This window comes from Mesoflavibacter zeaxanthinifaciens DSM 18436 (assembly GCF_000422365.1).
Taxonomy (GTDB): Bacteria; Bacteroidota; Bacteroidia; order Flavobacteriales; family Flavobacteriaceae; genus Mesoflavibacter; species Mesoflavibacter zeaxanthinifaciens.
The window spans coordinates 555192-579704 of the sequence record NZ_AULQ01000001.1 but is presented as its reverse complement, the minus strand read 5'-3'; the positions used below and the strand labels follow the sequence as shown (position 1 = coordinate 579704).

17 protein-coding genes and 3 tRNA genes are annotated in these 24513 nt (G+C 31.3%); 10 read left to right on the top strand and 10 right to left on the bottom strand.

Annotated features, from left to right (window positions below; translation table 11 throughout):
• Position 1: 1 nt before the first annotated feature.
• Positions 2-1072 carry a glycine cleavage system aminomethyltransferase GcvT gene (gene gcvT / locus H574_RS0102735; RefSeq protein WP_027879086.1) on the bottom strand — a complete coding sequence of 357 codons (1071 nt, stop codon included), beginning with the start codon at positions 1070-1072 and terminating at the stop codon, positions 2-4.
• A 260-nt stretch (positions 1073-1332) separates the two neighbouring features.
• Between gcvT and H574_RS0102730 the strand changes: the two genes are divergently transcribed.
• Positions 1333-1968: an SDR family oxidoreductase gene (locus tag H574_RS0102730; protein WP_027879085.1), complete on the top strand. Its 636-nt coding sequence runs from the start codon at positions 1333-1335 to the stop codon at positions 1966-1968.
• Here H574_RS0102730 and H574_RS0102725 read toward each other — a convergent pair.
• The 4 genes from H574_RS0102725 to thrA all read right to left on the bottom strand — a co-directional run bounded on the left by H574_RS0102725 (position 1965) and on the right by thrA (position 7770).
• A complete protein-coding gene (locus H574_RS0102725) occupies positions 1965-2996 on the bottom strand; it encodes a serine hydrolase domain-containing protein (RefSeq protein WP_027879084.1) in 1032 nt (343 codons plus the stop codon). The genes H574_RS0102730 and H574_RS0102725 overlap by 4 nt on opposite strands.
• Positions 2997-3088: 92 nt before the next feature.
• Entirely contained in the window at positions 3089-4381 is a 1293-nt protein-coding gene (gene thrC, locus H574_RS0102720) for a threonine synthase (RefSeq protein WP_027879083.1), read from the bottom strand.
• 25 nt (positions 4382-4406) lie between these two features.
• Positions 4407-5327 carry a homoserine kinase gene (locus tag H574_RS0102715; protein WP_027879082.1) on the bottom strand — a complete coding sequence of 307 codons (921 nt, stop codon included), beginning with the start codon at positions 5325-5327 and terminating at the stop codon, positions 4407-4409.
• Position 5328: 1 nt separating this feature from the next.
• The gene (thrA, locus tag H574_RS0102710; RefSeq protein ID WP_027879081.1) at positions 5329-7770 is read right to left on the bottom strand and encodes a bifunctional aspartate kinase/homoserine dehydrogenase I; all 2442 of its coding nucleotides are present in this window, start codon (positions 7768-7770) and stop codon (positions 5329-5331) included.
• Positions 7771-8038: 268 nt separating this feature from the next.
• Here thrA and H574_RS0102705 point away from each other — a divergent pair, with 268 nt between their 5' ends.
• Positions 8039-9598, top strand: a complete 1560-nt coding sequence (locus H574_RS0102705) for a bifunctional ADP-dependent NAD(P)H-hydrate dehydratase/NAD(P)H-hydrate epimerase (protein WP_027879080.1) — start codon at positions 8039-8041, stop codon at positions 9596-9598.
• Between the two features lie 53 nt (positions 9599-9651).
• Here H574_RS0102705 and H574_RS0102700 read toward each other — a convergent pair whose 3' ends face one another.
• On the bottom strand, positions 9652-10686 hold the full coding sequence (locus H574_RS0102700) for a TlpA family protein disulfide reductase (RefSeq protein ID WP_027879079.1): 1035 nt from the start codon (positions 10684-10686) through the stop codon (positions 9652-9654).
• Positions 10687-10815: 129 nt separating this feature from the next.
• Here H574_RS0102700 and hutH point away from each other — a divergent pair, with 129 nt between their 5' ends.
• The gene (gene hutH / locus H574_RS0102695; RefSeq protein WP_027879078.1) at positions 10816-12327 is read left to right on the top strand and encodes a histidine ammonia-lyase; all 1512 of its coding nucleotides are present in this window, start codon (positions 10816-10818) and stop codon (positions 12325-12327) included.
• On the opposite strand, the gene H574_RS0102690 is transcribed toward hutH, so the two are convergent.
• Complete coding sequence (locus H574_RS0102690) at positions 12320-12706, bottom strand: hypothetical protein (protein ID WP_051169812.1); 387 nt, start codon at positions 12704-12706, stop codon at positions 12320-12322. The genes hutH and H574_RS0102690 overlap by 8 nt on opposite strands.
• Positions 12707-12789: 83 nt before the next feature.
• Positions 12790-15336 (bottom strand): ATP-dependent Clp protease ATP-binding subunit, encoded by a 2547-nt coding sequence (locus H574_RS0102685; protein WP_027879076.1) that lies wholly within the window; start codon positions 15334-15336, stop codon positions 12790-12792.
• 258 nt (positions 15337-15594) lie between these two features.
• Between H574_RS0102685 and gyrA the strand changes: the two genes are divergently transcribed.
• Entirely contained in the window at positions 15595-18144 is a 2550-nt protein-coding gene (gyrA, locus tag H574_RS0102680) for a DNA gyrase subunit A (protein WP_027879075.1), read from the top strand.
• Between the two features lie 32 nt (positions 18145-18176).
• Positions 18177-19409, top strand: coding sequence for a tetratricopeptide repeat protein (locus tag H574_RS0102675; RefSeq protein WP_027879074.1), 1233 nt, complete (start codon positions 18177-18179; stop codon positions 19407-19409).
• Between the two features lie 51 nt (positions 19410-19460).
• Here H574_RS0102675 and H574_RS0102670 read toward each other — a convergent pair whose 3' ends face one another.
• Both H574_RS0102670 and H574_RS0102665 read right to left on the bottom strand, forming a co-directional pair.
• Complete coding sequence (locus tag H574_RS0102670; protein ID WP_027879073.1) at positions 19461-20210, bottom strand: C40 family peptidase; 750 nt, start codon at positions 20208-20210, stop codon at positions 19461-19463.
• Positions 20211-20219: 9 nt separating this feature from the next.
• The gene (locus tag H574_RS0102665; RefSeq protein WP_027879072.1) at positions 20220-21398 is read right to left on the bottom strand and encodes an acetyl-CoA C-acyltransferase; all 1179 of its coding nucleotides are present in this window, start codon (positions 21396-21398) and stop codon (positions 20220-20222) included.
• Positions 21399-21603: 205 nt separating this feature from the next.
• Here H574_RS0102665 and H574_RS0102660 point away from each other — a divergent pair, with 205 nt between their 5' ends.
• The 5 genes from H574_RS0102660 to H574_RS0102640 all read left to right on the top strand — a co-directional run bounded on the left by H574_RS0102660 (position 21604) and on the right by H574_RS0102640 (position 24448).
• Positions 21604-22005: a hypothetical protein gene (locus tag H574_RS0102660; RefSeq protein WP_027879071.1), complete on the top strand. Its 402-nt coding sequence runs from the start codon at positions 21604-21606 to the stop codon at positions 22003-22005.
• Between the two features lie 47 nt (positions 22006-22052).
• Positions 22053-24095: an HD family phosphohydrolase gene (locus H574_RS0102655; RefSeq protein ID WP_027879070.1), complete on the top strand. Its 2043-nt coding sequence runs from the start codon at positions 22053-22055 to the stop codon at positions 24093-24095.
• Between the two features lie 94 nt (positions 24096-24189).
• A tRNA-Ser gene (locus H574_RS0102650) sits at positions 24190-24271 on the top strand.
• A gap of 19 nt (positions 24272-24290) precedes the next feature.
• Positions 24291-24365 (top strand) — tRNA-Pro (locus H574_RS0102645).
• A 9-nt stretch (positions 24366-24374) separates the two neighbouring features.
• A tRNA-Arg gene (locus H574_RS0102640) sits at positions 24375-24448 on the top strand.
• The last annotated feature ends 65 nt before the right edge of the window (positions 24449-24513 follow it).

Below are 24513 nucleotides of genomic sequence, written 5' to 3'. Positions count from 1 at the left end.
ATTATCCTTTGTAAAAAGGTAATTTTACTACCGTTGCAGGAACTGCATTTTTACGAATTTGAATGTTAATTTTACTTCCAAAATCACTAAAAACAGGAGAGACGTAACCCAAACCAATTCCCTTTTTTAATGAAGGAGACATTGTACCAGAGGTAACTTTACCTATTAATTTTCCTTGTCCGTCTACAATATCGTATCCTGTTCTTGGTATACCTTTTTCGTCTAACTCAAACGCTATAAGTTTGCGTTTTAATACTTTTTTCTTTTGTTCTTCTAAGTTTTCTGAGTTGGTAAATTTTTTGGTAAACTTAGTAATCCAACCTAAACCTGCTTCAAAAGGAGATGTTGTATCGTCTATATCATTTCCGTAAAGACAATAACCCATTTCTAAACGCAACGTATCGCGTGCTGCAAGACCAATTGGTTTTGCACCAGCTTCTGTAACTTTATCCCAAATTTGTTTTACTTCGTTGTTTTTACAATAAATTTCAAATCCACCGCTACCAGTATATCCTGTTGCAGAGATGATAACATTTTCTATCCCAGCAAAATCGCCTACTATAAAGTTGTAAAATTTAATTTCGGATAAATCGTGGCTTGATAAAGCTTGCATTTTTTCAACTGCATTAGGACCTTGAATAGCTAGTAAAGAATACTCTTCAGATAAGTCACGCATAGTAGCGCCAAATGTATTTTTAGAGCTAATCCAATTCCAGTCTTTTTCTATGTTGCTAGCATTAACAACTAATAAATAAGTGTTCTCTTTTACTCGGTATACAATTAAATCGTCAATAATTCCGCCTTCATCATTTGGTAAACAAGAATACTGTGCTTTACCAATAGTCAATTTTGAAGCGTCATTACTGGTTACGCTTTGTATAAGATCTAAAGCATGTTCTCCTTCAATCAAAAACTCACCCATATGGCTCACGTCAAAAACGCCACAATCTGTTCTTACAGCTTCGTGTTCTATATTAACACCTTCGTATTGAACAGGCATGTTGTAACCTGCAAAAGGAACCATTTTAGCACCTAATGCAATGTGAGTATCTGTTAATGCAGTATTTTTCATTTTAAATAATATTTTTTATTTCCGTCAAGCGGAATTTTTTAGTTTTAAGTGAAACAAAAGTATTGAAAAATATTGACTAGACATTTTCATTTTGAAGAAATAACTTCAATTTATCACACACTGAAATTTCTTTTTAATTATTGAATTTATACGTTTTTAGTGTTAAAAATTTAGCATTTCATTTCAATCTATATTAAACCTAAGTTAAACCTATTTTACAATTCTTATTAAAATCTAACTCTTTTGTAAATTAGAGTATTATGGAAAATATATTAGTAGCAGGTGCCAATGGTACCACAGGAAAAAAAATAGTAAACCTTTTAAAAGAATCTCAGTATTTTAACCCAATTGCAATGGTTAGAAAAGAAGAGCAAATCCCTTTTTTTGAAGCCAAAAATGTCGAGACGGTATTAGCAGATTTAAAAGATAATGTTGATGGGGCATTTAACAAATCTATTGATAAAGTTGTTTTTGCAGCTGGATCTGGAGGAAAAGATGTAGTTAATGTAGACCAAGAAGGTGCTAAAAAATTAGTAGATGCATCTATTAAAAACAATGTCAAAAAATTTGTTATGCTTAGCTCTTTAGGTGCAGATAAACCAGAAGAAGCTAACCAACTTCAAGACTATCTAAAAGCAAAACACAATGCAGACGAGTATTTAAAATCTAAAGATTTAAACTACTCTATAGTAAGACCAGGATCATTAACTAACGAGCCAGCAGCAAATAAAATTGAGTTAAAACAACATCTTAATAAACATGGCGAAATTAGTCGTAACGATGTTGCACAAACATTAGTTAGTGTATTAAATGACGATACAGCAAATAGAGAGACTTTTGAAATAATTAAAGGAGAAACCTTAATTGGTGAAGCTTTACATAAGTTATCTAGCTAATTATTGCGTTTTAAAATTTTAACAACACGACCATACATAACTTCAGATAGGTTCCAATTATAACCTTCAAAGTTAACGGTATTAGTAAATTGTATTACAACAGCATCAATATCTTTATGATACTTAGCGATGCTTTGATAACCAGGAACTAAACCAGTATGTTCATATTTATATATAGAGGAATAAATTTTTTGTTCCTCTTTATTTTTAAATACATCTCCGTTATTTAAGGCTCTTAAAAATTTGCCTAAATCTTCTGCAGTAGCAAGCATACCAACATCTTCGGTTTTTAAATCTTTGTCATAACCAACATAATAACCACTCATAACACGATTAATATTTACATCGTTTATGGAATTATAAGTGTTTGTTAACTGTAATGGTTTTAAGATATGCTGGTTTATGTAATCAAACTTAGGTTTTTCGGTAACTTTTTCAATAAGTTCTGTTAGTAATAGATAGTTGGTGTTACTGTATTCGTAATCTGTATTTGGTTTAAAACTAGCAGGTAAATCTAATACAATTTTAAGGTTTTCTTCATTTGTATATTTTGGATTTGCCCAATAATTATTAAAATCTGTATAGTTTGGTATACCACTTCTGTGCTGTACCATCATTTTAATAGTTATGGTGTTAGCATATTCGATTCTACCAACTAACTCAGGAAAATAATCCGCTAATGTTTTATTTAAATCAATCTTTTTGTCATAAACTAATTTAGCAATACTAACCGATGTGTATAGTTTATCATTACTTGCAATTTTAAATAAAGCGTCAGGTTTTGTAGGAATTTTATTTTCTGTATTATGATAACCAGAAGTGTAAAATTGAGGCGATTTTCCTGCTTGATCTACATAAACTATTATGCCATCAAAACCGTAATCTGAAGCTTGATTTACTTGTTCTTGAATAGTATTTGGTAACGGTTTTATCCAAGCAGTTACAATTGGCCAAGGGACAAAATAGAGCGAAATTACAGTGCTTAAAAGCAGAACAATTCTTAGGATTAATTTTGATTTATTTTTCATTAGTTGAAATTAAAAGTTGAAGCAAACTTATCTCTAATTTGAAAAATACTAAATATTATATCACCGAATTGTAGAAGTTAGATGATGAATTGTTATTTCAATAAGAAACGTTTCAATTCTTCATAAGAACTAATTTTAGTCGCCTTTTTCTTTTTATCCATGACGCTTAAAATTTGTGGTGGTAATTCTATATTTTCTTTAATTACATCTTCCACAACATCTAAAAACTTGGTTGGATGCGCTGTTTCTAAAAAGACACAATGCGCGTTTGGATTAGTTTTTAAATAGTCTTTACAGCCTAAATAACCAACAGCGCCATGTGGATCTGCAACGTAGTTGTAATCGTTATACATTTCTTTTAAAGCTTCGCAAGTTTCTTCATCTGTATAGCTGTAAGACGTTAGGTTGTTTTTTAATTCGTTGAAATCTTGATTATAAATTTCTTGTATACGAATAAAATTGCTTGGATTACCAACATCCATCGCATTACTAATGGTTTGAACAGATGGTTTAGGTTGATAATTTTCGGTTTTTAAAAATTCTGTCACAACATTATTTGCATTGTTAGCGGCAATAAAATGTTTGATTGGTAAGCCTAATTGTTGCGCCATCATTCCTGCACAAATGTTACCAAAATTTCCGCTTGGGACAGAAAATACAATGTCTTTATGTGAGTTGTGTAACTGTTTGTAAGCAAAGAAGAAATAAAACATTTGCGGTAACCAACGTGCAACATTTATCGAATTTGCTGAAGTTAATTGCATTTTTGAGGTTAATTCTTCATCTAAAAACGCACGTTTTACCATGTCTTGGCAATCGTCAAAAACACCATCTACTTCTAAAGTTCTAATGTTTTTACCAAGTGTAGTTAATTGTTTTTCTTGAATATCACTTACTTTTCCGCTAGGATAGAGGATCACTACATTTACGCCTTTTACACCTAAAAATCCGTTAGCAACAGCGCCACCAGTATCGCCAGAAGTAGCAACTAAAACTGTAACTTCGTTTGTGTTTTCTTTATTAAAATAACCTAAGCAACGCGCCATAAAACGAGCGCCAACATCTTTAAACGCCATAGTTGGACCATGAAATAATTCTAATGTTGAAATTTGCTCTGAAAGTTTTTCAACAGGAAAATCGAAAGACAATGTGTCTTCAACAATTCGTTTAAGTTCGGCTTCAGGTATTTCAGAGCTTACAAATTGTTTGATAGCTTCAAAAGCAATTTCAGCGTGAGAAAGATTATCAATAGTGTCAAAAAAGGATTGAGGTAAAGGCGTTATTTTTTCAGGAAAGTAAAGTCCTTTGTCTGGCGCTAATCCTTTTACTACTGCATTTTCGAATGTAGTAATTGGTGCTTTTTTATTTAAAGAGTAGTATTTCATATTGTTGTCTTAGCGAAACTTTTGTTTAAATTATTTTTATGCCTTCAGTATTGATTTTACACACGTAAGTATTAAATTTTATATCTGTTTTACTGTACACGTTTTGTATAGCTTTTTCAACGTCTTTTGCTGTTTTTTCGCCTTTACTTAAAGTAAAAATTGAAGGTCCAGAACCAGAAATTCCTGTTCCTAATCCACCAGCGTTTATTGCAGCATTTTTTACATCATCAAAATAAGGTATAAGCTTGCTTCTGTATGGTTCTACAATTTTATCTTTTAAAGATTCACTTAACAAATTATAATCGTTAGTATGCAATGCATGTACCAAACTACCAACATTTGCCCATTGCGATATGGCATGTTGCAATTCTACTTTTTTAGGTAAAATGGCTCTAGCTTCAGCAGTTTTTACTTCTATTTGAGGATGAATTATTGTAGCATATAAATCCGCTGGTGTTGGTAACGACAGTACTCCCAATGGTTGCGTACTTTTTACCAAAGTAAAGCCACCAAAAAGTGCAGGAGCAATGTTATCTGCATGCTCACAACCACTAGCAACAGCTTCACCTTTCATTGCAAATTGGGTTAATTGCGTTGCATTGTATGGTTTGCCTAATAATTGGTTGATAGCAAAAACAACTCCAGATGCACTAGCAGAACTACTACCAATACCACTTCCAGGTTTTATATTTTTATAAATTTCAATCTCAAAACCATAATCTGGTTTTGCGTGATTATAAATAGCCAAAGCAGCAACTCCGGCAACATTTTTTTCAACTTCAAAAGGAAGGTTTGCACCTTCAATTTTTGTGATTTTAATGCCTTTTTCTTTAGTCTTTTTTATAATCATTTCGTCACCAATATGATCTAAACAAAACCCAAGGACGTCAAAGCCGCAAGACACATTGGCAACAGTCGCAGGAGAAAATATTTTAATACAATCCATATTATTTACTTCCGATTTTAATAATATCTGCAAATAATCCAGAAGCAGTTACATCTGCGCCAGCACCTGCACCTTTTACAATTAAAGGTTGTTCTGGATAGCGCTGTGTATGGAACATTACAATATTATCTTTACCTTCTAAATTATAAAATGGATGACCTTCTGGTATTTCTTGTAAGCCAACAGATGCTTTACCATTTTTATATTCTGCAACATATTTTAGTTGGCAATTATTTGCTTTAGCAGACGCATATAACTTTTGAAAATGAGCTTCGTCTTCAATTAATGTTTCATAAAAATCATCGACAGTGTCACTTTCTAAATTCTTTTTGGTTAAAAATGATTTGTTTTTAATATCCTCAATTTCCATTTCTATTCCATTTTCACGAGCAAGAATTAGAATTTTTCTAGCCACATCAATGCCGCTTAAATCAATTCGCGGATCAGGTTCTGTATAACCTTCAAATTGCGCTTGTTTTACAGTGTCATGGAAGTTTTTCTTGTCACTAAAATTATTGAACACAAAATTTAAACTACCCGATAAAACGGCTTTAATACTTATCACTTTATCACCAGAAGCAACTAAATTACTTAAGGTATTTATTATTGGTAATCCTGCGCCAACATTAGTTTCGTATAAAAAAGGTGCGTTATATTTTAATGATAAATCTTGTAACTTTTTATAATTAGCAAATGCGCTAGAACACGCTATTTTACTACAAGCCACAACCGCTACACTTTGTTTTAGGTATTTTTCGTAGATGTTTGCTACATCCTCGTTTGCTGTTACGTCTACAAAAATGCTGTTACGTAAATTAAGATTAACTACTTTTTGATAAAAACCTTCTATACTTGATTTGTCTGCATGATGAAAAAGTGAAGCCCAATTATTTAAATCGATACCTTCTGGTTTAAAGACCATTTTACGAGAATTTGATAGTCCAATAATTCTAACATCAAGTTTTAGGTTTTTCTTTAAATAACTGCGTTGTTGTTTAATTTGCTCTATTAGCTTTTCGCCAACATTACCTACGCCTGTTATAAATACATTAAGTTGTTTAGTGTTGCTTTCAAAAAAACGTTCGTGTAAAGCGTTTAATGCTTTTTTTACATCTTTTTCTGATACAACTGCAGATATATTTTTTTCTGAAGCACCTTGTGCAATAGCGCGAATATTTATATTGTTTTTACCTAAAGTGCTAAACATTTTTCCGCTAATACCTTGATGGCTTTTCATATTATCGCCAACTAAAGCAATGATAGATAAGTCTTTTTCAACTTCTATTTGATTTATTTTATGAAGCGAAATTTCATAATCAAAAGCAGTATCAATAGCTTTCTTGGCACGTTCAGCATCCGATTTATCAATTCCGAAGCAAATAGAATGTTCAGAAGACGCTTGTGTTATAAAAATTACATTGATTTTTTCGGTAGCTAAAACTTCAAATAATCGTTTAGAAAATCCAGGAATACCAATCATTCCACTTCCTTCAAGTGTAAGTAAAGCTACGTCGTTTATATTACTTATACCTTTAACGGTTAAGTTTTTCTCGTTGTCTTGTTTGGTGATTACTGTTCCAATAGCGTCAGGATCAAAAGTGTTTTTTATGTGAATTGGTATGTCTAAATCTAACACAGGTTGTACTGTTGGAGGATATAATACTTTGGCTCCAAAATGCGATAATTCCATAGCTTCTTGATACGATAAATTATCAATAGGAAATGCTTGTTTTACTAGTTTTGGATTGGTTGTATACATACCGCTTACATCTGTCCAAATCTCCAATTGATCTACTTTTAATGCAGCAGCAATAATAGCAGCAGTAAAATCTGATCCGCCACGACCTAACGTTGTTGGTTCTCCAGAAGTAGTTTTTGCCACAAAACCAGGTAATACTGTAATTTGTTTAGGTGTTTTGAAGTAGGATTTGATATTATTGTTAGTTACTTCAAAATTAACTTGGGCACGTGTAAAATTATCGTCAGTTACAATTAAATCTTGGCTATTTTTTAATTCTACATCAAAACCTTGAGTTTTCATTGTTTTAGCAATGATAGTAGAAGATAAGTGCTCACCAAAACTCAATAGTTTATCAGATGTTTTTGGCGATAATTCGTTTATCAAATAAATACCATTCAATAATTCTTTTAATTGATTAAGTTTATCTTCTACAACAGTCGTTATGGGTTTACTTGGTTGTGGTAATAATTGGTTTATTGTTTTAAAATGAATGTCTTTAATAGTTTCAAATTCATTTAAATAACTTTTATCTTTATTTTTAGCTAATTGTCCAGCTTTTAATAATTTATCTGTGATGCCACCAATTGCAGAAACTACGCATATTACAGTATCTTCTTGCGATTTTTCTTTTAAAATGGCTATAACTTTATTTATGTTTTGACTAGAACCTACAGAGGTTCCTCCAAATTTTAGAACTTTCATCTAGTTTGTATGTAATTAATTAAAATTTGTAGTTTTTTAAACTACCTTAAACGGAAGATATATAGAAGCATAACCCTAACGGGTCATTGTCATAAAAAAAGTAATAATTAAAGAAGTTGTTTTCATCTTTTTGCTTCAATACTTATCAAATGTATTACTTTTACCTTAATAAACAAACCTAAGTTTGATTTTTGATAGATTAATAAATTTAAGCTTAAATTTTATTAATAATGAAACTTAAAATGAATGTTATAATAAATTTTTATAGATGAAAATATTTTCGAAAGAACAGATTTATGAAGGTGATGCATTAACCGCTAAAAAACAAAATATAAGTTCTACAGATTTAATGGAACGTGCTGGCATACAAATTTTTAATTGGTTACACATGCGTATGCATGGTGCGCAAGTACCAATTCATATATTTTGTGGTATTGGTAATAATGGAGGAGATGGTTTAGTAATTGCTAGGCACTTAATAACTCATGGTTATAATGTTAAAACGTATATTGTTAATTACAGTACGTCAAGATCAAAAGACTTTTTAATTAATTACGATCGTATTAAAAATACAACTAAAGATTGGCCAATATTACTAAATGAAGAAAGCGAATTACCGCAAATAGAAGAAAGAGATATTATTGTTGATGCTATTTTTGGTATAGGTCTAAACAGACCAGTAGCTAATTGGGTAGTAAATATTTTTGATCATTTTAGAGCTACAAAAGCTTTTGTTTTATCTGTAGATATACCATCAGGTTTGCAAACAGATGCTGTGCCAACATCACCAAATAATGTTGTTAATGCAGGATATACATTAAGTTTTCAATCACCTAAATTAGTTTTTTTCTTACCAGAAACTGCAAAATACACAGTACAATGGGAAGTGTTAGATATTGGTATAGATCCTGAATTTTTATATACGACACCAACAGAAGCAGACTTAATTGGTAAGAATGAAGTCTTAACAATATACAAACCAAGAGAAAAATATAGTCATAAAGGTACTTTTGGTCACGCACTAATAATTGGAGGTAGTTACGGTAAAATAGGAGCAGTAAATTTAGCAGGAAGAGGCGCGTTAAGTGCAGGAGCAGGTAAAGTAACAGCTTTTACACCCAAATGTGGATATATTCCTTTACAAGGCGCTTTTCCTGAGTTAATGTTAATTACAGATAAAGATGAAGAAAAGCTTACCGAGATTAATTTTGATATAGATGTAAATGTTATAGCTTTTGGAGTAGGAGCAGGAACAGATAATGCGTCTATAGATGCTTTTGAAGCTTTCTTAAAAACAAATAAAAACCCTTTAGTCATTGATGCAGATGGTATAAATATGTTGGCTAAACGAGAGTCACTATTAAAGCTTTTACCAGAACGACAAACTATTTTAACACCACATCCTAAAGAATTAGAACGTTTAATAGGGACTTGGAAAGATGATTTTGATAAATTACAAAAAACAAAAGCATTTAGTAAAAAGTATAAATGTATAGTAGTTATAAAAGGCGCTAATACAATAACGGTTGCAGAGGATAAACTATATGTAAACGTTACGGGTAACCCAGGATTAGCAACAGCAGGTACAGGAGATGTTTTAACTGGTATGATTGCAGGTATGATAGCACAAGACTATGATTTATTATCTGCAACAGTATTTGCCATTTATTTACACGGTAAAGCGGCAGACTTACTTGTAGATGAGTTAGGTTATCAAAGTTTTATAGCTACACATGTTGTTGAGGGAATACCATTAGCTTATCTAGATTTATTTAAAAAACCAGAACAACCTCAAGTAGAAGAAGAGGATGATGGCGAACAAGATTAAATAAAAAAAGCGAGCATATAAAGCTCGCTTTTTTTATTTTAAATTATAATAGATTAGATATTTAAAGTATCTAATAAAGTTCTTAGTTGTTCGTCAGAAGGTCTTGGTGCATCTGGTGTTACAATTTTTCCTTCTGGATCAATTAATATAAACCTCGGTATACCATTAATTTTATAGTCTTTAATAAAATCACTTTGCCATCCATTAGGAGCAAATAATTGCACACCAGTTAACTCTTTATCGGCTACCATAGCTTTCCAAGCTTCGTTTGCGTTTTCCATAGATCCTTTGTGTGCTCTTGCGTCATCAATTGATATGCTTACAAAAGTTATGTTTTTGTCTTTGTAGTCTTCATCTAATTTTTTTAATGAAGGAATTTCTACTTTACAAGGTGCGCACCAAGTAGCCCATACATCTATATAAACATATTTTCCTTTTAATTCTTCTAAAGATGTAGTACCACCAGCATAATTTTCGTAGTCTTTAAATGAAGGAGATTCAGAACCTTTTGGTAACTGTGATCTTAGTTTAATAGACTCTCCAACATATCTTTTTAAAGACATAAGCATTGGATTAATTTGACTTTTTGATGTAGCTATAATACTAGAATCTATATTTTTGTTTTTATCATAAAAAGCCATCATTTCAGATTTAAGGCTTTCTAGTTTTTTTTCAAAACCTAAAGAGTCAAGATTTTTTAGAGCTTCTAAATCAATTAAACCGCTTTCAAACCTTGCCTTTTCTACTAAAAAGTTTGAGTTTTCTACGTCTTTACCTTCATATTTAATGGTTTCTCTAAAGTTTTTTGCATCAACAGAAAGTTTGATATCTGCATCATTTTTAAGGTAAACAAAAGCTTGTTCCTTTCCATCATAAATACCATAAACTCCAGGATTTACTTTTAAAGTGTCACTAAAAGTTCCATCTTCATTAACCTTAATAGTTTTTTTGTAATTTCTTGATTGAAATACAAATAAAGAATCACTATTAGCGTTTTCGATTTTACCAGAAAAAGTAGCGTAATCTTTAGGTTCTTGTTTGCAGGCTATTATGGCCAAACCTGCTAAGCACATTAAAACTTTCTTCATTATTGATTATTTAATTTTCAATCAAAAATAAAAGAATAATTTGAGGATTTCTTATTTTGACGAATTATTAACAAAAACTTGCAGAATTTATCTCAAATTATGACTTTTGGGACACAATAAAATATGTCCATGAGTTCAATTCATTATATATCATCACAGCCATTAGATTTGGCAACCATTCAATCAATAATTTTAGAAGAAAAGCATTTAGAGTTGTCTAATGAAGCTATTGACAAAATTGAAAATTGCCGTGCGTATTTAGATGAAAAATTAAAAACAGAAACTAAGCCAATTTATGGTATAAATACTGGTTTTGGATCGTTATATAATGTAAAAATTAATAAAGAAAACTTAACTAAATTACAAGAAAACTTAGTCATGTCTCATGCTTGTGGTACAGGAGATGTTGTGCCTAATGAAGTTGTTAAGTTAATGCTGTTACTTAAAATACAATCTTTAAGTTATGGACATTCTGGTGTACAATTACAAACTGTACAGCGTTTAATTGAGTTTTTTAACAATGATATCTTACCTGTAATTTATACACAAGGATCATTAGGTGCTTCAGGTGATTTGGCTCCTTTAGCGCATTTAGCTTTACCTTTAATAGGAAAAGGAAAAGTGTGGTATAAAGATGCAGTTTTAGAAGCAGAAGATTTAAACACATACTTTAAATGGGATGCTATTAAACTAATGTCTAAAGAAGGTTTGGCATTGTTAAATGGCACGCAATTTATGAGTGCTTACGGTGTGTTTTTATTATTAAAGTCTTATAAATTATCTTATTTAGCAGATTTAATAGGAAGTATTTCTTTAGAAGCTTTTGATGGAAGAATAGAGCCTTTTAATGAATTAATACACTTAGTAAGACCGCATAACGGACAATTAAAAACTGCAGAAAGAGTAAGAGAATTTTTAGAAGGTAGCGAAATTATAAGTCAAGAAAAACAACACGTACAAGACCCTTATAGCTTTAGATGTATACCACAAGTGCATGGTGCAACAAAAGACACTTTATCTTTTGTAGAAAAAACATTTATAACAGAAATAAACTCTGTGACTGATAATCCAAATATTTTTGCAAACGAAGATGAAATTATTTCTGGAGGAAATTTTCATGGTCAACCCTTAGCATTAGCATTAGATTATTTAAAAATAGCAATGTCAGAATTAGGAAATATTTCTGAAAGACGAGTTTTTCAATTAGTATCAGGACTACGTGGTTTACCTGCATTTTTAGTAGATAATCCTGGTTTAAATAGTGGGTTTATGATACCGCAATATACCGCAGCAAGTATTGTTAGTGCTAATAAACAGTTAGCAAGTCCTGCTAGTGTAGATAGTATTGTATCAAGTAATGGTCAAGAAGACCATGTAAGTATGGGTGCAAATGCAGCTACACAAGCTTTTAAGTTAATAGATAATGTAGAGCGTGTTTTGGCTATAGAGTTATTTAATGCTTCTCAAGCTATATACTTTAGAGCACCATTAAAATCTTCTGATTTTATAGAATTATTTTTACAAAGTTATAGGGTAGAAGTGCCTTTTGTTAAAGAAGATGAAATTTTACACGATGATATAGAAAAATCAATACTATTTATTAATAATTTAGGTATTGATGCAAGTGAGTTATTTAGTTAATTCTCTTTGGATTTTTATCTAAAATGTTTTTTGCCCATTTAAGACCTTCGTCTAAATCGTCAAATATTGCAAAAGGAAGATCTAGGAAAAGGCTTTCTATTTCTGCATTTCTTGCAGATAATGAAGTGGAAATAACTCCAAAACCTTTAAGGTTTTCCATTTGATTAACTAAAGTACTATATTTTGTAACGTCAACAGAATATGAGTTTGTTCTAAGCGATAAATATACAAAAGGTGCTTGTTTAAAGTAGTTTGTACAAGCTTGGGCTATAGCCTTACTAATTTCATAGTCTACGTGCACACCTTCATTAATAACTGCAATAGCAATTTTATCAATAAATTCTAAAGTGCAAAAATCTAATGTGATTTTTATAGGCATATAGGTTGGTTTTAACTCTTATAAAGATAGAAAAAACCTGTTAATATAAATAATCAACAGGTTTTTATTATAATTTTATATTGTTATTTAGCTTCTTCAGATGATTGAATAGAAATAACTATTTCGTTATTGTCTTTATCTAAATCCATAACTATATTATCTCCTTCTTTTAATTTAGAAGTTATAATTTCTTCAGCTAAAGCATCTTCAATGTATTTTTGAATAGCACGTTTTAATGGTCTTGCTCCGTATTGCTTATCAAATCCTTTTTCTGCTATAAAGTTTTTAGCATCTTTAGTTAATTGTAAGTTGTAGCCTAAACCATCAATACGTTTTAATAGTTTTTCTAATTCTATATCAATAATCTTATTAATGTCTTCTTGCTCTAAAGCATTAAAGACAATAACGTCGTCTATTCTGTTTAAAAACTCTGGTGCAAAAGATTTTTTAAGTGCATTTTCAATAACGCTTCTAGCATTTGCATCTTCTTGAGCTTTTTGAGACGATGTACCAAAACCTATACCAGTACCAAAATCTTTTAATTTTCTGGCACCAATGTTAGAGGTCATGATTATTATAGTGTTTCTAAAATCTATTTTTCTACCTAAACTATCTGTTAAATAACCATCATCTAATACTTGAAGCAACATATTAAATACATCAGGATGCGCTTTTTCAATTTCGTCTAAAAGTACTACAGAATAAGGTTTACGTCTTACTTTTTCTGTAAGTTGTCCTCCTTCTTCATAACCTACGTATCCTGGAGGCGCACCTACTAATCTAGATATAGCAAATTTCTCCATATATTCACTCATATCTATTCTAATAAGAGATTCTTCGCTATCAAATAATTGTTTTGATAAAACTTTTGCTAATTGTGTTTTACCAACACCTGTTTGACCTAAAAATATAAACGATCCAATAGGCTTGTTAGGGTCTTTTAATCCAGCACGATTACGTTGTATTGCTTTAACAACTTTAGCAACAGCATTATCTTGTCCAATAACTTTACCCTTAATTAATTCTGGTAATTGTGCTAGTTTATTACTCTCGGTTTGTGCTATTCTGTTTACCGGAACACCTGTCATCATAGAGATAACATCTGCTACATTATCTTCTGTTACTGTCTCACGATGTAATTTGGTTTCTTCTTCCCATTTTTCTTGTGCAACAGCAAGTTCTTTTTCTAAACGTTTTTCGTCATCACGTAATCTTGCAGCTTCTTCGTATTTCTGCTTTTTTACAACCGAATTCTTAGTTTCTCTAACTTCTTCTAGTTTCTTTTCTAATTCTAGAATTTGTTTAGGGACATCAATATTGGTAATATGAACACGTGATCCCGCTTCATCTAAAGCATCTATAGCTTTATCTGGCAAGAAACGATCTGTCATATATCTATTAGTTAACTTAACACAAGCTTCAATAGCTTCATCTGTATATTCTACATTGTGATGATCTTCATATTTAGCTTTAATGTTGTTAAGTATTTGAATAGTTTCTTCAACAGTAGTAGGTTCTACAATAACTTTTTGAAAACGACGCTCTAAAGCACCATCTTTTTCTATGTATTGTCTGTACTCATCTAAAGTTGTAGCACCTATACATTGAATTTCGCCACGTGCTAAAGCAGGCTTAAACATATTTGAAGCATCTAAGCTTCCTGTTGCGCCACCAGCTCCAACTATGGTATGAATTTCATCAATAAAAAGAATAACATCATCATTCTTTTCAAGCTCATTCATCACAGCTTTCATACGTTCTTCAAACTGTCCACGGTATTTAGTACCAGCAACTAAACTTGCAAGATCCAAAGTAACTACACGTTTGTTAAAAAGTATTCTAGATACTTTCTTGCTTACAATTCTGTTAGCAAGTCCTTCTGCAATAGCAGACTTACCAACACCAGGTTCGCCTATTAAGAGAGGATTGTTTTTCTTACGACGTGATAATACTTGAGACACTCTTTCAATCTCTTTTTCACGTCCAACTACTGGGTCTAATTTACCTTCTTCTGCCATAGCAGTCAAATCGCGACCAAAATTATCTAAAACAGGAGTTTTAGACTTTTTGTTGCTTTTTGATGAAGGCGTATTAAATATATCTTTTGATGCATCATCTTGTTGTGCATCATCTTCAGGAAACTCGGCTTTAGGGCTTCCTGTTATATCTTCAAAATTATCATCGTTTGTAATCATTGACTTAAATTGTTCTTTTACATTATCATAATCTACTTTAAGCTTATTTAAAAGCTTTGTAGTAGGATCATTTTCGTTTCTTAAAATACATAGCAGTAAATGTGCTGTGTTTATTGATGTGCTTTGAAAAAGCTTAGCTTCTAAAAAAGTAGTTTTTAAAGCACGTTCTGCTTGTCGCGTTAAGTGCAAGTTTTTCTTTTCGTTAGAAGTTATTGATGTATTTGGGTTGGCAGGACTTAAAATTTCTACTTTACGCCTTAAATGATTTAAATCAATATCTAATGCGTTTAAAATATTAATAGCCTTACCGTTTCCGTCTCTTAAAAGACCAAGCATAAGATGTTCTGTGCCAATAAAGTCGTGTCCTAATCTAAGCGCTTCTTCTTTACTGTATGCAATTACATCTTTAACTCTTGGTGAAAAATTATCGTCCATATTTATTTCCTTTCTGCTTTAAAAATAGTAAACATAATTAGTATAGGCAAAAACTGTACCTTAAATAATATGTTAATTGTTTTTGGTTTGAAAGTAAGAATAATCTACAAATTAACAGTGATTAAGTTATTAACTAAAAAAGGGGCTGAAATTGTTAATAAAAAACACTAAAAAAACCTAGTAAAAGGCTTACCGTTACTAACGAAAGTTTTATATTAGCGTGTTTTGAAATAATGAATATAACAAATTAAATTATATATGGCAGAAGGAGAAAAACTCATTCCGATTAACATTGAAGATGAAATGAAGTCGGCTTACATTGATTATTCAATGTCAGTCATTGTGTCACGTGCTTTACCAGATGTAAGAGATGGTTTAAAACCAGTACACAGACGTGTGCTTTTTGGTATGCACGAATTAGGTGTTAGGTCTAACACTGCACATAAAAAATCTGCAAGAATAGTTGGTGAGGTTTTAGGTAAGTATCATCCACATGGTGATACCTCAGTATATGACACTATGGTGCGTATGGCTCAAGAATGGAGCTTACGTTATATGTTAATAGATGGTCAAGGTAACTTTGGATCTGTAGATGGAGATAGTCCTGCAGCAATGCGTTATACAGAAGCGCGTATGCGAAAGATATCTGAAGACATGTTGGCAGATATCGATAAAGAAACTGTAGACCATAAACTAAATTTTGATGATACTTTAGAAGAACCAACAGTTTTACCTACACGTATTCCTGGTTTATTAATTAATGGTGCTTCTGGTATTGCGGTAGGTATGGCTACAAATATGCCACCTCATAATTTAACAGAAGTTGTTAATGGTACTATTGCTTACATTGACAATAACGATATTGAAGTAGACGAGTTAATGCAACATATTAAAGCTCCAGATTTTCCTACAGGAGGAACAATTTATGGCTATGATGGTGTAAAAGAAGCATTTCATACAGGTCGCGGACGTATTGTTATGCGTGGTAAAGCTAATGTAGAAGAAGTTAACGGAAGAGAATCTATAGTAGTTACCGAAATACCTTATCAAGTTAACAAAGCAGATATGATTAAAAAGACTGCTGATTTAGTTAACGATAAAAAATTAGAAGGTATTTCTACAATTCGTGATGAATCTGACCGTAACGGAATGCGTATTGTTTACGTGCTTAAACGTGATGCAATACCAAATATCGTATTAAATAAGTTATACAAATACACAGCATTACAATCTTCTTTTAGTGTCAATAATATTGCATTAGTAAACGGTAGACCAGAGCTTTTAAATTTAAAAGACTTAATCTATCACTTTGTAGAGCATAGACATGATGTTGTAGTAAGACGTACTAAATACGAATTACGCAAAGCTGAAGAACGTGCACATATCTTAGAAGGTTTAATAATAGCTTCAGATAATATAGACGAAGTAATCTCAATAATTAGAGCATCGTCTAATGCAGAAGAAGCAAGACAAAAATTAATAGATCGCTTTGAGCTTTCAGAAATTCAAGCTAAAGCAATAGTAGATATGCGTCTACGCCAATTAACCGGTCTAGAACAAGATAAGCTACGTAGTGAATATGAAGATATTATAAAGACTATAGCAGATCTAAAAGATATTTTAGAAAAGAAAGAACGTCGTATGGACATTATCAAAGAAGAACTTATCGAAGTAAAAGATAAGTATGGTGATGAGCGTCGTTCTACAATAGAATATGCTGGTGGAGATTTAAGTATCGAAGATATGATTCCGGATGAGCAAGTAGTTATTACTATTTCTCATGCTGGATATATCAAGCGTACATCTTTAACAGAGTATAAAACACAAAATAGAGGTGGAGTTGGTCAAAAAGCTTCAAATACAAGAAATGAAGACTTCTTAGAAGATTTATTTGTTGGGACAAACCATCAATATATGCTATTCTTCACCCAAAAAGGAAAATGTTTCTGGATGCGTGTTTACGAAATACCTGAAGGTTCAAGAACATCAAAAGGTAGAGCAATACAAAACCTTATAAATATTGAACAAGATGATAAGGTTATGGCATTTATTTGTACTCAAGACCTAAAAGATGAGGATTACATAAATTCTCATTATGTCATAATGGCTACTAAACAAGGTCAGGTTAAGAAAACAGCTTTAGAGCAATACTCTAGACCTCGTACAAACGGAATTAACGCAATTACCATTAAAGATAATGATGAGTTACTAGAAGCAAAACTAACAACAGGTAACAGCCAAGTTATGTTAGCCTTAAAATCTGGTAAAGCTATTAGATTTGAAGAAGCAAAAACACGTCCTATGGGTCGTAATGCTTCAGGAGTAAGAGGTATAACTCTAGGAAATGATAATGATGAAGTAATAGGAATGGTAACTGTTAACAATCCGCAAGAAGAAACTGTATTAGTCGTTTCAGAAAACGGTTATGGTAAACGTACTTTTATTGATGATCCAGAAGATGGAGAAGCAGTTTACCGTATCACTAATAGAGGTGGAAAAGGTGTTAAAACTATTTCTATCACAGAAAAAACAGGAAGCTTAGTTGCAATAAAAAGCGTTACAGATTCTGATGATTTAATGATTATTAATAAATCCGGAATTGCTATTCGTTTAGCGGTAGAAAACTTAAGGACTATGGGTAGAGCAACTCAAGGTGTTAAGTTAATCAATTTAAAAGGTAACGATTCTATAGCTGCTGTAGCTAAAGTAATGAAAGATGAAGATGAAGAAGAAATAGATATTGACAACCTAGAAGACACTGCCAACACAGAAGATGGCACAACTATTGCTACTAACGAAGAAGAATAAATAATTTATAAAATTTAAAACACAAATTTAAAATGAAAAAACAAGTAATTATTGCTTTAGCATTATTTGTATCTGTTTTTACTTTTGCCCAAAAAAAAGAAGTTAAAGCATTAGAAAAAGCAGTAAAAAAAGACAATTTTGCAGAAGCTAAAACTATAGCAACACAATTAGATTCTCAAGTGTCTGCTATGGATGATGACTTAAAAGAAGATTATTACCTAGCTGCAGCAAAAGCATATTATGCTAACGGGACTTCTACTAATGCAGATACTAATAAAGCTATAGAAAATATACTTAAAGTAGAAGGAGAAGGAGCAGAGTTTAAAAGAATCATAGAAAATGATCTGTTAACAAAAGCAAATAATTTTTACTCAAGTAAAAAGTTTAATAAAGCAGCAGAAACTTTTAACATGATGTATCAAGTTAATCCAGAAGCACAGGACTATTTATATTACACAGCAGTAAGTTATATAGGTGCTCAAAACTTTGATAAAGCATTAGAGTCTTACTTAGAGTTAGATAAATTAGGTTATACAGGAGAAAAAACAATGTTTGTTGCTACAAACAAAGAAACTGGACAAGTAGATAGCTTTAACAGTAAATCTGAAAGAGATATATATGTAAAGAGTGGAACACACACAGATCCAGAGACCCAAAACACAGAATCTAGAGCTTCTGAAATCACTAAAAATATTGCATTAATTTATATTAATAAAGGTGAAAAAGACAAAGCTTTAGCAGCTATAGAAAAGGCAAAACAAGCAAACCCAGATGACGTTAATTTATTAATTAACGAAGCAAACATTTATTTTGAAATGGGTGATGAGAAAAAGTTTCAATCAATCTTGCAAGAAGCTATACAAAAAGAGCCTAATAATGCAGACTTACATTATAACGTAGGTGTTATTTACATGAATAACAAAGAGATTGAAAAAGCAAGACAGTCTTTTGAAAAAGTATTAAGCTTAAAACCTGCTAATGCAGATGCAGCACTAAACTTATCTACATCATACCTTGAAGAAGGAAATGCTTTAGTAGAGCAAATGAATTCTTTAGGAAACAGTAGAGCAGATGATTTAAAATATGAAGAACTTAAAAAGAAGAAGTCTTCTTTATTTGATCAAGCAGCACAAACGCTAGTAGATTTCAAAAACAATAACACTTCTGTACCTACATCTGTTTTACAACAGTTAAAGAATATATATAATGCTTTAGGTGAAGTAGAAAAAGCAAAAGCAATTAATGCAGAGATTGAAGGGAAATAAAACCTTTAACCATTATAATAAAAAAGCCTCCTAAATTTTAGGAGGCTTTTTTTATATTATCTTTTTAATAACTCTAAGTTTATGGGTATGCATCCGTCTATCTGCATTGTAAATACCTGTATGATCTAAACGATCTATCCTTACTTTTCCATGTGCATGTATAATATAATTGTCTTGCATTATTATGCCAACATGAATAATTTGGCCTTCATTATTATCAAAAAAAGCTAAATCACCTGGTTCACTTTCTTCAATAAAACTTAAAGCTTCACCTTGTGTGGCTTGTTGTGAGGCATCACGCAATAATTTATAACCATTAAGTTTATATACCATTTGTGTAAAACCACTACAATCGATACCGAAAGGAGTTTTTCCTCCCCAAAGATAAGGAGCATTTAAATATTTAAATGCAGTTTCAATTAAATGATTTTTTTCTTGTGTTTGATCTACAAAAGCACCTTCATATTTATGATTTAATAGACTAACACCATTTAAGCTAGAACCTAAAACAATTGTATGAAGTTGCTCATTTTCATCCTGAATAAACTCAACTAAATCTGTTGAGATTTTTAAAGGTTGATTATTTAAGTCATTATAATGTTCTTCTGTAATTTCTACATATTGTTTATTATCAATCCAGCCTTCATATTTATCAAAAGCTAATCTGATTTTACTCCATTTTTTTCGTTGCTCTAAAACTTTAAAAACATCACCGTAAATGACCTGAGAAACCATTTCACTTGTGTCTGATGCTTCTAATCTTAAAGGAACAATGCTTAAATTACAAATTCCGTATTGCATTAGTTGTATTTACTGACGTTGTAGTACTAAAGCTGATGCGCCACCGCCACCATTACATATAGCTGCTGCACCAATTTTTGCATCATTTTGTTCTAAAACATTTAATAAAGTGATTAGTATTCTTACACCAGAACAACCTAATGGATGACCTAAAGATACAGCACCACCATTAACGTTTACTTTGTCGTCTGATAACCCTAAAATTTTCATATTAGCTAATCCAACAACAGAAAAAGCTTCATTAAACTCAAAGTAATCTACATCTTCTAATTTAATTCCCGCTTTATCTAAAGCTTTAGGTAATGCTTTTGCAGGAGCAGTAGTAAACCATTTTGGCTCTTGTGCTGCATCTGCATAAGATTTAATAGTTGCTAATGGTGTTAGGCCTAATTCTTTTGCTTTATCAGCACTCATTAAAACCATTGCTCCAGCACCATCGTTTATTGTAGAAGCATTAGCAGCAGTTACTGTTCCGTCTTTAGTAAAAGCAGGACGTAATGCAGGAATCTTCTCAAGTTTAACATTTGTATATTCTTCGTCTTTAGATACTATTTTTGGTTCACCACGACGCTGAGGTACTTCTACAGGTACAACTTCATTATCAAACTTTCCTGCGTCCCAAGCTGCTGCAGATCTACTGTAAGATTGAATAGCAAAAGCATCTTGTTCTTCTCTAGAAAAATTATATTCTGTAGCACAATCATCAGCACAAACACCCATTGCATTTTGGTCATAAGCATCTACCAAACCATCTTTTTGCATACCATCGATTAAACTTGCAGGACCAAATTTAGTTCCAGTTCTTGCATGTAAGTAATGAGGAATCAAACTCATGTTTTCCATACCTCCAGCAACAACTATTTCTGTGTCGCCTAAAGCAATGCTTTGCGCAGCTTGCATTACAGCCTTCATCCCAGAAGAGCAAACTTTATTTACAGTTGTACACGGTACAGTATTTGGTATACCTGCATAAATAGCTGCTTGTCTTGCTGGTGCTTGTCCAGTACCAGCTTGTACTACATTACCCATTAAAACTTCATCAACCAATTCTGGTTTTAAATTAATTTTATCTAATGCACCTTTAATAGCTACAGCACCTAATTTAGGAGCAGGGACAGTACTTAAAGCACCTAAAAAACTACCTATTGGTGTTCTTGCAGCCGAGACAATTACAACTTCTTTACTCATATATTTATTTAGTTTTTATTATGTCCACGAAATTACTAATTTTTTAATAAAATTTAGACCATTCTGTGCATTATAACTAATCAAAACTGTATTTATTTATTACATTTGAAAAACTACAGTTTTTTAATAGAAGTCAATGGATAACTTAAAATAAGTTAATTTAATGCTGGTTAAGAAATATTAAGAATCTAACTAACTAGTAAAAATGTTTAAACTAAACAAAAAGGATAAAATAGGCATTCCAATTTTTTTGATTTTTATTATTATTTGTTTAATAATTAATCTTAAAAGAGATAAAAAATTGTTAAACGAAGGGAAGTTCACAATAGCAACTATTGATGATATTTATGCTATGAAAGGTGGTGTGACTTGTAAATATACCTATAGTTACAATTCTATTACTTACACTCAAAATAATTATATAGGGAGATCTAAACCAAAAGAGAGTGAAAAGTATTTTGTAACTTTTTTACCAGATGATCCTGAAGTTAGTACTATATTCCTAGAAATTAAAGTGCCTGATAGCATTTACAATAAAGATGAAATTTTTTGGTCTAAAATTCCCATTAAATACAACCAAAAAGATTTTGATATAGAATTTGAATAATAAATTAGTGTAACATACAAGCTTAAAAACTTATTAGTTAGTTGAACATGAACAACAACATAAATATTTTTTACAAAAACCATTCTAACATATACAAAGTATTACTTTTTATAGCTACTACTTTTTTAATTGTGTTTTTATTTCCTAAAAGTGGTCGTTTTAAATATAACTTTGAAAAAGGAAAACCTTGGCAAACAGAAAATCTTTACGCACCATTTAACTTTGCTATAAAGAAAAATAAGTCTGAAATTGATAAAGAAAAAGAGCTTCTAAAAAGTCAATCTATAGCATATTTTAATAGAAATGAAAAAGTTAAATCAAGCGTTTTTAATGCTTTTGAAAAGTCTTTTAGTAATGTTTTTTCAGATTCAATACCAAATTATAACATTCTTAAAGAAAAAAGTAGTCAGATTTTAAATGAGTTTTATGAATATGGAATTTTAAGCGAAAACATCAAGTTAAAGCCTGAAAAAACTGTAATTATACTTGAAAATAATGTTGAAAAAGAAACTACAAATTTTAAAAATTTATTCAACCAATCTGAAGTAAAATCTACCGTTGAAAACGAACTAAAAGATATTTTTACACCAAAAGAAATAAATTCTATAACAGCGCTTTTCTTTAATGTTATAAAACCAAACTTAACCTATAATAGAACATTAACAGAAAATGTTTTAAATGAAGCTTTGCAATCTATTTCGGTAAATAGGGGAATGATTGAAAAAGAGACTTTAATTATTTCTAAAGGAGAAATTGTAAACGATAATAAATTTCAAATTTTAAACTCTTTGGTCAATGAATATGAGTCTAAAGATTGGACAAAATCTAACTATTATTGGATTGTTTTTGCTTACACATTATTAGTCGCTTTAGCCCTATTAATGTTATTGTTATTTATAAGAAAATATAGAATAGATGTTTTTAACAATAATACTAAAGTTACCTTTATATTCTTTAACATATTTGTGGTTGTCTTGCTTACAACCTTGGTGGTAAGTTACAAATCAGAATATGTCTATATTGTACCTATAGCTATTTTACCTTTAGTTTTAAAAGCTTTTTTTGATGCTAGATTAGGTTTGTTTGCACACGTTATTACAGTGCTTTTACTTGGATCAATAGTGCCAAATAGTTATGAGTATATGTTTTTGCAAATTATTGCAGGTATTGTAACCATATTAACAGTTTCAGAACTTTATAAAAGAGCAAATCTATTCATATCAGTAGGTCAAATTACATTAATTTATATCATTGCTTATTTTGCCTTTTTTGTTATACATGAAGCAAGTATAGAAAACATACATACCCAAACCTTTGTACTATTTATACTTTGCGGGTTGGCTACATTGTTTGTCCAGCCATTAATTTATGTTTATGAAAAGCTATTTGGATTAGTATCAGATGTTTCTCTTTTAGAATTGTCCGATACAAATTCTAAACTTTTAAAAGAGCTGTCAAATAAAGCTCCAGGTACATTCCATCACTCATTAAACGTTGCAAATTTAGCAGAAGCTTCTGCAAATGAAATAAATGCAAATGCGATGTTGGTTAGAGTAGGAGCTTTATATCATGATATTGGGAAGATGAAAAACCCTACTTATTTTACTGAAAATCAATCGTCAGGAATAAATAGTCATGACGAATTATCTCCAAAAGAAAGTGCTCAAATCATAATAAATCACGTTATAAACGGAATTGAAATTGCTAAGAAAAATAATCTACCCGACAGAGTAATAGATTTTATAAGAACACACCATGGTACCAGTCAAGTTTATTATTTCTACATGAAAGAAAAGGCTAATAATGAAGGTGTAAACATAGAAGACTTTAGCTATCCAGGACCAAAGCCATTTAGTAAAGAAACTGCAATACTAATGATGTGTGATAGTGTAGAAGCAGCATCAAAAAGTTTAAAAGAACCTACATCAGCAAAAATTGATAATTTTGTAGAAAATATAATAAATAAACAAAAAGACGAAGGACAATTTTTAAATGCAGACATAACCTTTAAAGAAATTGAAGCCATAAAAAAAGTGCTAAAACGCAAGTTAGCAAACATTTACCATTTAAGAATTGAGTATCCGGAATAAAATTTCAAAAAAATCACTAAAAATGTTGTGTTCTACGAGATGAAATCATACATTTGCATCCGCAATTTTATTGCAAAGTTCATTAAATGATTTAGGAGAGGTGGCAGAGTGGTAATGCAGCAGCCTGCTAAGCTGTCATCCTTCGGGATGCCCGGGTTCGAATCCCGGTCTCTCCGCAATATAGATAACCAATTTCGGGGTGTAGCGTAGCCCGGTTATCGCGCCGCGTTTGGGACGCGGAGGTCGCAGGTTCGAATCCTGCCACCCCGACATTTTATCGGTCGCGTAGCTCAGTTGGATAGAGCATCTGCCTTCTAAGCAGACGGTCACAGGTTCGAATCCTGTCGCGATCACAAAAAGCCTTACTAATTTTAGTAAGGCTTTTTTGTTTCTGGTTAAAAATTAGTTAAGTCTACTA

Bases quoted from the DNA above. Each gene is read 5' to 3' on its own strand.
- gcvT (WP_027879086.1), bottom strand. From the start codon at position 1,072: ATGAAAAATACTGCATTAACAGATACTCACATTGCATTAGGTGCTAAA.
- H574_RS0102730 (WP_027879085.1), top strand. From the start codon at position 1,333: ATGGAAAATATATTAGTAGCAGGTGCCAATGGTACCACAGGAAAAAAA.
- H574_RS0102725 (WP_027879084.1), bottom strand. From the start codon at position 2,996: ATGAAAAATAAATCAAAATTAATCCTAAGAATTGTTCTGCTTTTAAGC.
- thrC (WP_027879083.1), bottom strand. From the start codon at position 4,381: ATGAAATACTACTCTTTAAATAAAAAAGCACCAATTACTACATTCGAA.
- H574_RS0102715 (WP_027879082.1), bottom strand. From the start codon at position 5,327: ATGGATTGTATTAAAATATTTTCTCCTGCGACTGTTGCCAATGTGTCT.
- thrA (WP_027879081.1), bottom strand. From the start codon at position 7,770: ATGAAAGTTCTAAAATTTGGAGGAACCTCTGTAGGTTCTAGTCAAAAC.
- H574_RS0102705 (WP_027879080.1), top strand. From the start codon at position 8,039: ATGAAAATATTTTCGAAAGAACAGATTTATGAAGGTGATGCATTAACC.
- H574_RS0102700 (WP_027879079.1), bottom strand. From the start codon at position 10,686: ATGAAGAAAGTTTTAATGTGCTTAGCAGGTTTGGCCATAATAGCCTGC.
- hutH (WP_027879078.1), top strand. From the start codon at position 10,816: ATGAGTTCAATTCATTATATATCATCACAGCCATTAGATTTGGCAACC.
- H574_RS0102690 (WP_051169812.1), bottom strand. From the start codon at position 12,706: ATGCCTATAAAAATCACATTAGATTTTTGCACTTTAGAATTTATTGAT.
- H574_RS0102685 (WP_027879076.1), bottom strand. From the start codon at position 15,336: ATGGACGATAATTTTTCACCAAGAGTTAAAGATGTAATTGCATACAGT.
- gyrA (WP_027879075.1), top strand. From the start codon at position 15,595: ATGGCAGAAGGAGAAAAACTCATTCCGATTAACATTGAAGATGAAATG.
- H574_RS0102675 (WP_027879074.1), top strand. From the start codon at position 18,177: ATGAAAAAACAAGTAATTATTGCTTTAGCATTATTTGTATCTGTTTTT.
- H574_RS0102670 (WP_027879073.1), bottom strand. From the start codon at position 20,210: ATGCAATACGGAATTTGTAATTTAAGCATTGTTCCTTTAAGATTAGAA.
- H574_RS0102665 (WP_027879072.1), bottom strand. From the start codon at position 21,398: ATGAGTAAAGAAGTTGTAATTGTCTCGGCTGCAAGAACACCAATAGGT.
- H574_RS0102660 (WP_027879071.1), top strand. From the start codon at position 21,604: ATGTTTAAACTAAACAAAAAGGATAAAATAGGCATTCCAATTTTTTTG.
- H574_RS0102655 (WP_027879070.1), top strand. From the start codon at position 22,053: ATGAACAACAACATAAATATTTTTTACAAAAACCATTCTAACATATAC.